The sequence below is a fragment of the Arthrobacter sp. SDR-2R genome (genome assembly GCF_057747955.1).
On the sequence record NZ_CM173231.1, the window covers coordinates 3,245,045 to 3,257,714 of the forward strand.

The window sequence follows — 12,670 nt, forward strand, 5'->3', positions numbered from 1 at the left end:
CTTGTCAGTCTTCCCGGCGTTCTTCATCATGCTGGGTGGCACCGCTGTCCTCCGCTTCGGCATCACCGGCAGCTTCGGAATCCAGCTCGTCCCGTTCCACCGAGTCCTGGTCCGATTCGGCGTCGTCGGAGACGAAGTAGTCGGCGTCCTGGTCGTCCAGGTTGCTGTCCTGGGCTGCTTCCGCTTCGGTAGCGCGGGTGCTTTCAGCTTCGGCGTCTGCGTCACCGGCGGTGGGGGTTTCAGCGGGAGCTTCGGTTTCGGCGGCGCCGGAGGCACGCTCCAGCAGCCGGCGTCGCTCAGCCTCTTCCCGTGCCTCTTCTTCCTCGTCCCAGCCGAGGTCGATGATTTCGGGTTCCTGGTCCGCACCCTGGCCCAGCGCGTTTTCTGCCACGACCGCCTGGCGGTTCCACTTTTCCGACTCTTCCTGGCGTCCCACCGCTGCAAGTGCATCGGCGTAGGCACGGAAGAGTCGCGGACTGTAGGAGAAGGCACGGTTGATGTCCAGCTGCGGAATCTCCAGTTCCGCTACTGCCGCGTCCAGCTGGCCCAGATCGGTCCGTGCACCGGCTGCCACGATTGCCAGTTCCACCTTGCCGGGCGCGTCAAGGTCCCGGGCTTCCTCCGAGCGGGCAACATCGAGGGCACGGTCGGGGCGCCCCAGGCCACGCTCGCAGTCGGCCATCACGGGGAGGTGCACGTTGGAACCACTGATCCGGCGGAAGGTGCGGAACTCGCGGAGTGCCTCACCGTAATGGCCGGCAGCATAGGCCGTCAGGCCAACGGCCTCGCGGACGGCTGCGAGCCGTCCGCCACGACGACTGGCGGCGAGGGCGTGCTGGAAGGCAAGCTCGGGCTCGTCGTCGATAAGGCGGCCGGCCATCACCAGGTGACGGGCAACCCACTCTGCGCTCTTGGGCTCAAGGGTCTTGATCTGGTGGTGCGTGGCTCGGTCCAGTTCCTTGCCCGTGACGTCCTCATCGATCTCGGGTGAGCGTTCCCGGTCAGGGCGGTTGGCGCTGCGAAGGTCTGCGGCGTTGGGCACGCGGACAGGGCGCTCCTCCTGGCGGTCGCGGCCAAAGCCGCGGGGGCCGGAGCCGCCACGACCTGATTCGGCCCGGGAGTCGCCGCGGTCGAAGCTGCGCGGTGCGCGATCCTGCCTGTCACCAAACGGCTTGCGGTTCTCGCCACCGAAGCCGCGGCGGTCGCCTTCGCCTTCGCGGCGCGGACGGTCACCGAAAGGCTTCCGGTCACGGTCACCACCGCCAAAGCTGCGGCGGTCGCCCTCACCGTCACGGCGCGGACGGTCACCAAAGGGCTTACGATCACGGTCGCCGAAGGGCTTACGCTCACGATCACCGAAAGGCTTACGCTCACCGCCACCAGTACCACCGGTGAAACCACGACGGTCACCCTCGCCGTCGCGGCGGGGACGGTCACCAAACGGCTTACGATCACGGTCGCCGAAAGGCTTCCGGTCGCGGTCACCCTCACCGTCACGGCGCGGACGGTCGCCAAACGGCTTACGATCACGATCACCAAACGGCTTACGATCACGATCACCGAAAGGCTTCCGGTCGCGGTCACCCTCACCGTCACGGCGCGGACGGTCACCAAACGGCTTACGATCACGATCACCGAAAGGCTTCCGCTCACCGCCACCAGTACCACCGGTGAAACCACGACGGTCACCCTCGCCGTCGCGGCGGGGACGGTCACCAAACGGCTTACGATCACGATCACCGAAAGGCTTCCGCTCACCGCCGGCCCCGGAACCGCCGCGGGAGGGGCTGTTGCCGTCGCGGTCCGAGCGGGACCGGAATCCGCGGGGATCCCCGCCGGAGTTGTTGTTGCCGCGGAACGCGCCGCGGTCGTTGCCGCGGTTGCCCCCGTTGTGCTCGGCCATATGGATTCCTCCTGTTGTGAGCCGACCACTGGCGCAACTGCAGCCGCTCGTTTCGTTTCCTACGCAACCCGAAATCAAGCGCTTCGAAGTCCGTACATCTTCATCAATTCTAGTGGAGCCGCGAAATCCCAAGGGACAGCGGGCCCCTTGGGAGCGGTATCGTGGCCATCTTCACAGGCGACGCCCCATCACATCCTGCCCGTTTCCGCGGGATGCGCCATCACATCCTGCCCGTTCGCCGGCCACGCCTCATCACTTCGTGAAAGTCTTCTGCCGTGGCGCGGGACCTGGTGTCGCGTCACCGGTGAGGGGACGAAAGCTGATGGCGCGTCACGGGGCCCAGGTGCGGGATCGTGTTGTGGTGTTGGTGGGTTAAATGTGGGAGGCCCCAACCTGGTGGTTGGGGCCTCGACCAATGTGTGTCCGGCGGTGACCTACTCTCCCACACCCTCCCGGGTGCAGTACCATCGGCGCTGTGGGTCTTAGCTTCCGGGTTCGGAATGGGACCGGGCGTTTCCCCCACGCTATGACCGCCGTAACCCTTGTACCCGCCCGCCCGGTGTTTTGTTCGGGGGTGGGAAGTCTGGTGGTTACAACATTGTGGTGTTGTTATTCAGTTGTGTTGGTTCCGTGCCGTGACAACCCGTGTGTTGGGGGTTGTTGGTTGGGAACCACATAGTGGACGCAAGCAGAGTTTGTATGTATCTGTGTGGTGTAAGTTGTTGGCCTATTAGTACCGGTCAGCTTCACGAGTCGTTAGTCCTCGCTTCCACATCCGGCCTATCAACCCAGTGGTCTGGCTGGGGGCCTCTCACACCCGAGGGTGTATGGAAATCTCATCTCGAAGCGAGCTTCCCGCTTAGATGCTTTCAGCGGTTATCCCATCCGAACGTAGCTAATCAGCGGTGCACTTGGCAGTACAACTGACACACCAGAGGTTCGTCCGTCCCGGTCCTCTCGTACTAAGGACAGCCCTTCTCAAATTTCCTGCGCGCGCAGCGGATAGGGACCGAACTGTCTCACGACGTTCTAAACCCAGCTCGCGTACCGCTTTAATGGGCGAACAGCCCAACCCTTGGGACCTACTCCAGCCCCAGGATGCGACGAGCCGACATCGAGGTGCCAAACCATGCCGTCGATATGGACTCTTGGGCAAGATCAGCCTGTTATCCCCGAGGTACCTTTTATCCGTTGAGCGACGGCCATTCCACAATGTACCGCCGGATCACTAGTCCCGACTTTCGTCCCTGCTCGAGATGTCTCTCTCACAGTCAAGCTCCCTTGTGCACTTACACTCGACACCTGATTGCCAACCAGGCTGAGGGAACCTTTGGGCGCCTCCGTTACTTTTTAGGAGGCAACCGCCCCAGTTAAACTACCCATCAGGCACTGTCCCTGACCCGGATTACGGGCCGAAGTTAGATGTCCAAAGTGACCAGAGTGGTATTTCAACGATGACTCCACCCGAACTGGCGTCCGGGCTTCAACGTCTCCCACCTATCCTACACAAGCCACTCCGAACACCAATACCAAACTATAGTAAAGGTCTCGGGGTCTTTCCGTCCTGCTGCGCGTAACGAGCATCTTTACTCGTACTGCAATTTCGCCGAGTTTATGGTTGAGACAGCGGGGAAGTCGTTACTCCATTCGTGCAGGTCGGAACTTACCCGACAAGGAATTTCGCTACCTTAGGATGGTTATAGTTACCACCGCCGTTTACTGGGGCTTAAATTCTCAGCTTCGCCTTGCGGCTAACCGGTCCTCTTAACCTTCCAGCACCGGGCAGGAGTCAGTCCGTATACATCGTCTTGCGACTTCGCACGGACCTGTGTTTTTAGTAAACAGTCGCTTCCCCCTGGTCTCTGCGGCCCCGATCCCCTCCACACCGCAAAGGGTGTATCAAGGTTGGGGCCCCCCTTCTCCCGAAGTTACGGGGGCATTTTGCCGAGTTCCTTAACCATAATTCTCTCGATCGCCTTGGTATTCTCTACCTGATCACCTGTGTCGGTTTGGGGTACGGGCGGCTAAAACCTCGCGTCGATGCTTTTCTCGGCAGCATAGGATCACCAAATCCCCCCAAACGGGGGTCCCATCAGATCTCAGGCACCATGAGTGGCGGATTTGCCTACCACTCGCCCTACATCCTTAGACCGGGACAACCATCGCCCGGCTCGGCTACCTTCCTGCGTCACACCTGTTAATACGCTTGCCTCCCGGGATCAGGTCCTGCGCTCCACCAAAACCCTCACACCACAAGGGCGCTCGGGCAGGCTTCGGGCAGTTAGTATCCCCCGCTCAGCATGGGCGGTTTTTCGCCGGTACGGGAATATCAACCCGTTGTCCATCGACTACGCCTGTCGGCCTCGCCTTAGGTCCCGACTTACCCAGGGCAGATTAGCTTGACCCTGGAACCCTTGATCATTCGGCGGACGGGTTTCTCACCCGTCTTTCGCTACTCATGCCTGCATTCTCACTCGTGTAGGCTCCACCGCTGGTTTACACCGCGACTTCACCGCCCACACGACGCTCCCCTACCCATCCACACGCCTGAACCACAAGGGCTTAGCTAAAATGTGAATGCCACAACTTCGGCGGTGTACTTGAGCCCCGCTACATTGTCGGCGCGGAATCACTTGACCAGTGAGCTATTACGCACTCTTTTAAGGGTGGCTGCTTCTAAGCCAACCTCCTGGTTGTCTGGGCAACTCCACATCCTTTCCCACTTAGCACACGCTTAGGGGCCTTAGTTGGTGGTCTGGGCTGTTTCCCTCTCGACTATGAAGCTTATCCCCCACAGTCTCACTGCTGCGCTCTCACTTACCGGCATTCGGAGTTTGGCTGACGTCAGTAACCTTGTAGGGCCCATTAGCCATCCAGTAGCTCTACCTCCAGCAAGAAACACGCAACGCTGCACCTAAATGCATTTCGGGGAGAACCAGCTATCACGAAGTTTGATTGGCCTTTCACCCCTACCCACAGCTCATCCCCTCCATTTTCAACTGAAGTGGGTTCGGTCCTCCACGACGTCTTACCGTCGCTTCAACCTGGCCATGGGTAGATCACTTCGCTTCGGGTCTAGATCACGCCACTCACACGCCCTATTCAGACTCGCTTTCGCTACGGCTGCCCCACACGGGTTAACCTCGCGACGTAACACTAACTCGCAGGCTCATTCTTCAAAAGGCACGCCGTCACCAGAATCAGACTGGCTCCGACGGATTGTAAGCACACGGTTTCAGGTACTGTTTCACTCCCCTCCCGGGGTACTTTTCACCTTTCCCTCACGGTACTGGTCCGCTATCGGTCATTAGGGAGTATTTAGGCTTATCAGGTGGTCCTGACAGATTCGCACGGGATTTCTCGGGCCCCGTACTACTTGGGATACTCTCACAGGCGGTACAAACACATTACGGTTACGGGACTAACACCCTCTCTGGCCGGCCTTTCAAAACCGTTCACCTATGCGCGCACATCACACCCCACCAGCCCGGCAGAACTGGTATGGAAAGTCCCACAACCCCGACCATGCAACGCCCGCCGGCTATCACACATGGAACGGTTTAGCCTGATCCGCGTTCGCTCGCCACTACTAACGGAATCACTATTGTTTTCTCTTCCTGCGGGTACTGAGATGTTTCACTTCCCCGCGTTCCCCCCACGCACCCTATGTGTTCAGGTACGGGTCACCGAGTCACTCGCGCGCTCGGCGGGGTTTCCCCATTCGGACACCCTGGGATCACAGTCCGGTTATCGACTCCCCCAGGCTTATCGCAGATTCCTACGTCCTTCTTCGGCTCCTAATGCCAAGGCATCCACCGTGTGCTCTTAAAAACTTGACCACAAAGATCAAAAACATTTCTCGAGAGAACCACAGAAACCAACCACACCCCAACACCCAAAGGGCATCAACAGCGCAGCCAGATCCAGGTTCATTAATCTTGGAAATTGCTTCTTATACAAGATGCTCGCGTCCACTATGTAGTTCTCAAACAACAACCCCACACCACACACCCCACACACCCACAACAGGCGCACGGAACGTCACGGCAGGGAAACCAGAAACAAACAAACCCGACAAGGAACCACCACGACCAAAGCCGCAGCAACCCCTCCCCGGCCCTGTTGCCTCAGGACCCAACAGTGTGCCAAACACTACCCAGCAACCCAAACCAGCCGCGTTCCAGAACACCCGCCCTCCCCCGAAGAGAAGAACAAAACATTCGTACTAACCACACCGGTCCGTGCCACCAGGCACCTATTTGTTGATATTCCACCCATGAGCACCCGCCACGGAACAATCGTCCATGCTGCGGGCTTGCTTCCTGACAACCCCCCACACCGGCATTCACCAGCACAGAAGAGTTGGAGGTGCTCCTTAGAAAGGAGGTGATCCAGCCGCACCTTCCGGTACGGCTACCTTGTTACGACTTAGTCCCAATCGCCAGTCCCACCTTCGACAGCTCCCTCCCACAAGGGGTTAGGCCACCGGCTTCGGGTGTTACCAACTTTCGTGACTTGACGGGCGGTGTGTACAAGGCCCGGGAACGTATTCACCGCAGCGTTGCTGATCTGCGATTACTAGCGACTCCGACTTCATGGGGTCGAGTTGCAGACCCCAATCCGAACTGAGACCGGCTTTTTGGGATTAGCTCCACCTCACAGTATCGCAACCCTTTGTACCGGCCATTGTAGCATGCGTGAAGCCCAAGACATAAGGGGCATGATGATTTGACGTCGTCCCCACCTTCCTCCGAGTTGACCCCGGCAGTCTCCTATGAGTCCCCACCATCACGTGCTGGCAACATAGAACGAGGGTTGCGCTCGTTGCGGGACTTAACCCAACATCTCACGACACGAGCTGACGACAACCATGCACCACCTGTAAACCAGCCCCAAAGGGGAAACCACATTTCTGCAGCGGTCCGGTTCATGTCAAGCCTTGGTAAGGTTCTTCGCGTTGCATCGAATTAATCCGCATGCTCCGCCGCTTGTGCGGGCCCCCGTCAATTCCTTTGAGTTTTAGCCTTGCGGCCGTACTCCCCAGGCGGGGCACTTAATGCGTTAGCTACGGCGCGGAAAACGTGGAATGTCCCCCACACCTAGTGCCCAACGTTTACGGCATGGACTACCAGGGTATCTAATCCTGTTCGCTCCCCATGCTTTCGCTCCTCAGCGTCAGTTAATGCCCAGAGACCTGCCTTCGCCATCGGTGTTCCTCCTGATATCTGCGCATTTCACCGCTACACCAGGAATTCCAGTCTCCCCTACATCACTCTAGTCTGCCCGTACCCACCGCAGATCCGGAGTTGAGCCCCGGACTTTCACGGCAGACGCGACAAACCGCCTACGAGCTCTTTACGCCCAATAATTCCGGATAACGCTTGCGCCCTACGTATTACCGCGGCTGCTGGCACGTAGTTAGCCGGCGCTTCTTCTGCAGGTACCGTCACTTACGCTTCTTCCCTACTGAAAGAGGTTTACAACCCGAAGGCCGTCATCCCTCACGCGGCGTCGCTGCATCAGGCTTTCGCCCATTGTGCAATATTCCCCACTGCTGCCTCCCGTAGGAGTCTGGGCCGTGTCTCAGTCCCAGTGTGGCCGGTCACCCTCTCAGGCCGGCTACCCGTCGTCGCCTTGGTAGGCCATTACCCCACCAACAAGCTGATAGGCCGCGAGTCCATCCAAAACCACAAAAGCTTTCCACCAACCACCATGCGATGGAAGGTCATATCCGGTATTAGACCCAGTTTCCCAGGCTTATCCCAGAGTCAAGGGCAGGTTACTCACGTGTTACTCACCCGTTCGCCACTAATCCACCAGCAAGCTGGCATCATCGTTCGACTTGCATGTGTTAAGCACGCCGCCAGCGTTCATCCTGAGCCAGGATCAAACTCTCCGTTGAAGTAAAACAAAAACAGACACAACCACAACCACCGGAAATAACGGCAGAAACAGCTGCACAAAATTTGAAACCAGCTAAAAACACCATGCACACCACGGGGTGGCGGCACAGCACAATCAACCAATTACATACATAATCGGTATCAACAAACTTGGCACACTATTGAGTTCTCAAACAACAGACACATTCGAATATTCCCGGAAACAATTCGAAAGAATTTCTTTTCCGTATTTCTTCGCTGCGATGTTTCCATCTTATTTCATTCATATTCACTTTCGCAAATCCGGATTTTCTTCCGGAATTCACTCGGTGGAATGAATCCGCCCAGCACAACGGGAAGCAATTTCTCCAATTCCACGCGGTGCGCGGCAAGAATTGCTTCTCATAAGTTGGGGGTTTGTCACCACTCAGCGGCGGCGACTCAGAAAACAATACACGCCCCCCAGCGGCCGTGCAAATCGGCCGCCGAAGGGCGTGCATACGGACCGTGAAGGTGCTAGGGAACCAGCACCTCAACAGTGGCCAGGTTCTTCTTGCCCCGGCGCAGGAGCAGGTACTGGCCGTGCAACAGTTCAGACTCGGAGATCACGGCCTCCGGATCTGACACCTTCGCGTTGTTCACGTAGGCACCTCCTTCACCAACGGTGCGCCGGGCGGCGGACTTGCTTTCCGATAGACCGGACGCCACCAGCAGGTCGACGATCCCCATCCCGTCCACCTGCACCGTGGCCGAAGGAAGTTCGGAGGTAGCCGCCTGGAGCGTTGCCTTGTCCAATGCGGCCAGGTCGCCGTTGCCGAAAAGCGCCGCTGAAGCGGCGATGACTTTTTCGGTGGCGTCCACGCCGTGCACCAGTGAGGTCACTTCGAAGGCCAGCTTCCGCTGTCCTTCCCTGGCAAAGGGACGCTCGGCCACGGAAACCGCGATCTCTTCGATCTCGGCCCGGGTGAGGAACGTGAACACCTTGAGCCGGTCCACAACGTCGGCGTCGGCGGTGTTGAGCCAGAACTGGTAGAAGGCGTACGGGCTGCACATGCCCGCGTCCAGCCAGATGGCGTTGCCCTCGCTCTTGCCGAACTTGGTTCCGTCGGAGTTGGTGATGAGGGGAGTTCCCAGGGCGTGGACGCTCTTGCCCTCCACCTTGCGGATCAGGTCGGTACCGCTGGTGAGGTTGCCCCACTGGTCCGAACCACCGGTCTGCAGCACACAGCCGTAGTCGCGGTAGAGCTGCAGGTAGTCCATGCCCTGCAGGATCTGGTAGCTGAACTCGGTGTAGCTGATGCCCTCGTCGGAGTTGAGGCGGGATGCCACGGCGTCCTTGCGCAGCATCGTTCCAACCCTGAAGTGCTTGCCCACTTCACGCAGGAAGTCGATGGCGCTCAAGGGCGCCGTCCAGTCCAGGTTGTTTACGATCCTGGCAGCGTTGTCACCCTCGAAGCTGAGGAAGCGGCTGACCTGGGCCTGCAGGTAGCCCACCCACTCCGCCACCGTGTCCTTGGTGTTCAGGGTTCGTTCAGCGGTGGGGCGGGGATCGCCGATCATACCCGTGGAGCCGCCAACGAGTCCCAGTGGCTTGTGCCCGGCCAGCTGCAGCCGCCGCATGACCAGGAGCTGGACGAGGTTTCCCAGGTGCAGGCTCGGGGCGGTGGGGTCGAAACCGCAATAGTATGTGACCGGCCCGTCGGCGAGGAGCTTCTCAAGCTCTGCTTCGTCGGTGGACACATGGACCAGCCCACGCCACTTCAGTTCCTGCCAAATGTTGGCGAAAGTGGGATCGTTGCGCTGCGGTTCGAGGTTGTTCAGTTCTGGCACGCTTCCTAAGTTAGCAGTAACGCCCGGCGCCGGGTCAGCCAGCAATCCCGGCAGGCACGGGTTGCGAGGCAATCAGCCGCAGGCGCTGTGTTGCACGTGTCATGGCTACGTACAGGTCCCCCACCTTGCCGTGCTCATGGTTGAGCATGACGGATGGTTCCAGGACCACCACGCCGTCGAACTCCAGGCCCTTGGCCTCGCGCGGGCTGATCACCACGATGTCCTGCTCGTAGCTGCCGGCGCCGGTGCCGATCCGTCGCCCATACACGGCACGCAGTGCTGCTGTGGCCTGGGGCAGGAGGTCACCATCGGCGATCACGGCGAGCAGGCCGCCGTCGAGCGCGTCAAGTTCTTCCGGGAGGACCTCCACGAGCCGGCCGACCACCGCGCCGTTCCCTACTTCGTCGATGATGGGCGCCCAGCGCCCCTCACGAACGGCCTTGGGCGCGGAAACCACAAGGCCCGCCGCGTTGGCCATCCTGACGGCGGCTTCGGCGATCTGCGAGGGCGTGCGGTAGTTGACGGTCAGCTCCTCCAGCTGCCAGCGGTCACCGAACAGCGGAGCAAGCGCCCCCTGCCACGAGTTGGCTCCGGCCACGGAGCTGGTCTGCGCGATGTCGCCCACAATGGTGAAGGACTTCAGCGGGCAGCGCCGGACCAGGAGCCGCCACTGCATGGGTGAGAGTTCCTGCGCCTCATCCACCACGATGTGCCCGAAGGCCCAGGTGCGGTCGCTCGTTGCGCGTTCGGCAGCGGTTTGCCGCCCTCCCTGTTCCTGGTTCTGCTCGGCCAGTTCCTCCGCGGACATCAGGGGGTCCACGCCGGCGGCCTGCATGTTGACCAGGGTCTGCTTGGCGTTGGCAAGGTCGCGGGCACGGTCATGCTCCTGCTGGGCCAGTCCGCGCCCGGCGGCCGGGTCCAGCTCGCCGAGCAGTTCGGCGGCCTCGTCCAGCAGCGGCACGTCCGATTCCGTCCACGGGGCATCCGCGGGACGCTGCAGCAGCGCCCGCTGGGCCGGGGTCAGGTTGGGGGTGCAGAATTCCAGCACCTCCGGCTTGCTGAACAGATCCGAGATCAGCTTCTCCGGCGTCATGGGCATCCAGCACAGGTTCAGCGCAATCCGCACATCGCGGGCCGTTCGGACATCTTCGGCAAGGTACGAGCGGTCCGCGTTGTTGCCGAGGTTGCCGGCTTCGACGAGCTCGGTCATCTGTTCGGTCAGCTCGCGCAGCAGGATCTTCACGAACGTCACGCGTGCCTCGTTGTACGGCTTCCCGGTGGCGCGGGCACGTTCCCTTGCACGCCGGACCTGCCGGGGTGTGAGGGTGAGCTTGCGGCCGTCCACTTCAAGGATCCGGTTCTGCGCGGGGACGCGCATGCGGTTGGACACGGCGTTGGCCACGATCGCGGCCATGTCCAGGCGGCCCTTCAGGGCTGCCACGTCCGCATCTGTTTCGGGAACGGCATTGATGCCGGGCATCAGGCGGCCCACGCTGGCCATGACGACACCGGTTTCCCCGAGCGAGGGCAGCACCCGTTCGATGTACTTCATGAACGACGACGACGGCCCCACCAGGAGCACGCCGGCACTTTTGAGGCGGTCACGGTGGGTGTACAGCAGGTAGGCGGCCCGATGCAGGGCCACGGCGGTTTTGCCGGTGCCCGGCCCGCCCTGGACCACGACGGCGCCGGAAATGGAGGACCGGATGATGCGGTCCTGTTCCGACTGGATGGTGCTGACGATGTCCGACATGCGGCCGGTCCGCTTGGAGTTCAGGGCCGCGAGCAGGGCCCCTTCGCCCTGCAGCGATTCGTCGTCGGTAAGCATCCCCGCGTCCAGGACGTCGTCCTCGATCGCCTTGACGTCCCGCCCCTGCAGGATCAGGTGCCGGCGGCGGCGGACGCCCTGCCGGTCGAAGGCCGTGGCCTGGTAGAAGTGCCCGGCCTCGGGCGCACGCCAGTCCACCATCAGCCGCTGCAGGTCCTCGGTGGTAAGCCCGATGCGGCCAATGTACTGGGCTTCACCGGAGTCCAGGTCCAGGCGGCCGAACACCAGCCGGTCATCGACGGCGTCCAGCTGGGCCAGGCGGTCCTCATACAGTGCAGCGAACGCATCACGTTCCGAAACGTTCTGCATGGTGCCCACGGCTCCGGCGCGCCGGACCTGCGCCAGCTGGCGGCGCTTTTCCTCCCGGAGTTCCTCCAGCCGGGCATACAGGCCGGCTACATACTCCCGTTCGTGGGCCAATTCGGCGTCGTGCATTAACGTTCCCCTATCGCGAAAGACAGACCGTCCATTCTACAACCATTTCCGTTAACGCTTGTGAAACGTTGCAGCCGGCAGTCAACGTGCCGGCTGCTTCCGGATCCGGGGCTTGGCAGCCTTGTATTTGGAGACGGTGGGGTCGCCGGTGAGCCAGAATCGCCAGGCGTATTCCGCCGATCCCCCGGCGCCGGCCACGCCCACCCGCGGGCCCGTACTTACCGGACCGCCGGTGCAGGAGGGAAGCTCCAGGCCGAAAGGTGGAGCCAGCGCGTCCCGGCCACTGTCCGCCGTCGTCAATCCAAGCGCTTTGGCCAGGCGGGCCGGACCGCTGGCCAGGTCGGCGGGCGTTCTCGACGTCGGACGGCGCCGTTGCGCCAGTTCAAGTCCGTCCACCACCTCCCCTGCCCGCAGCAACAGGGCGGACGCAACGCCTGCCGGGCCGCAGACAATGTTGGTGCAGTGGTGCATGCCGTAGGTGAAGTAGACGTAGAGGTGCCCGGCGGGGCCGAACATTGGCGCATTGCGGGGTGTCGGGCCCCGGTAGGTATGCGAGCCCGGGTCCGGATGGAGCGAATCCTCGGGCCCAAGGTAGGCCTCCACCTCGGTGAGCCGGATGGACACCGCGCCGTCCCGGGACTGGTGCGTCAGTACGGCGCCAAGCAGCTGCGGGGCGAGCTCGCGGGCATCTCCGGACAGGAAACTCCGGAGCGTCCCGGCGTCCGGAGCACTTTCGTTCATTGCTCGACTTTACCCGGATGCCGCCCGTTTCATCCGCCCGGCAGCCGCCCC

4 protein-coding genes and 3 rRNA genes are annotated in these 12,670 nt (G+C 61.2%); all 7 read right to left on the bottom strand.

Annotation, left to right across the window (positions count from 1 at the left end):
* Nucleotides 1–4: 4 nt before the first annotated feature.
* Nucleotides 5–1,903 carry a hypothetical protein gene (locus AC3ANU_RS14980; protein WP_223994695.1) on the bottom strand — a complete coding sequence of 633 codons (1,899 nt, stop codon included), beginning with the start codon at nucleotides 1,901–1,903 and terminating at the stop codon, nucleotides 5–7.
* A 421-nt stretch (nucleotides 1,904–2,324) separates the two neighbouring features.
* Nucleotides 2,325–2,441: ribosomal RNA gene (gene rrf, locus AC3ANU_RS14985) — 5S ribosomal RNA — on the bottom strand.
* Nucleotides 2,442–2,612: 171 nt separating this feature from the next.
* Nucleotides 2,613–5,742, bottom strand: a 23S ribosomal RNA gene (locus AC3ANU_RS14990).
* A 540-nt stretch (nucleotides 5,743–6,282) separates the two neighbouring features.
* Nucleotides 6,283–7,805: ribosomal RNA gene (locus tag AC3ANU_RS14995) — 16S ribosomal RNA — on the bottom strand.
* The 16S, 23S and 5S rRNA genes sit together here, the layout of an rRNA operon.
* A gap of 496 nt (nucleotides 7,806–8,301) precedes the next feature.
* Entirely contained in the window at nucleotides 8,302–9,615 is a 1,314-nt protein-coding gene (tyrS, locus tag AC3ANU_RS15000) for a tyrosine--tRNA ligase (RefSeq protein WP_056391308.1), read from the bottom strand.
* A gap of 34 nt (nucleotides 9,616–9,649) precedes the next feature.
* Nucleotides 9,650–11,878 (bottom strand): HelD family protein, encoded by a 2,229-nt coding sequence (locus AC3ANU_RS15005; protein ID WP_488314797.1) that lies wholly within the window; start codon nucleotides 11,876–11,878, stop codon nucleotides 9,650–9,652.
* Between the two features lie 81 nt (nucleotides 11,879–11,959).
* On the bottom strand, nucleotides 11,960–12,619 hold the full coding sequence (locus AC3ANU_RS15010; RefSeq protein WP_018771551.1) for a DNA-3-methyladenine glycosylase: 660 nt from the start codon (nucleotides 12,617–12,619) through the stop codon (nucleotides 11,960–11,962).
* Nucleotides 12,620–12,670 lie beyond the last annotated feature (51 nt).

Coding starts and splice junctions, on each gene's coding strand:
- AC3ANU_RS15010 (WP_018771551.1), bottom strand. CDS start 12,619: ATGAACGAAAGTGCTCCGGACGCCGGGACGCTCCGGAGTTTCCTGTCC.
- AC3ANU_RS15005 (WP_488314797.1), bottom strand. CDS start 11,878: ATGCACGACGCCGAATTGGCCCACGAACGGGAGTATGTAGCCGGCCTG.
- AC3ANU_RS14980 (WP_223994695.1), bottom strand. CDS start 1,903: ATGGCCGAGCACAACGGGGGCAACCGCGGCAACGACCGCGGCGCGTTC.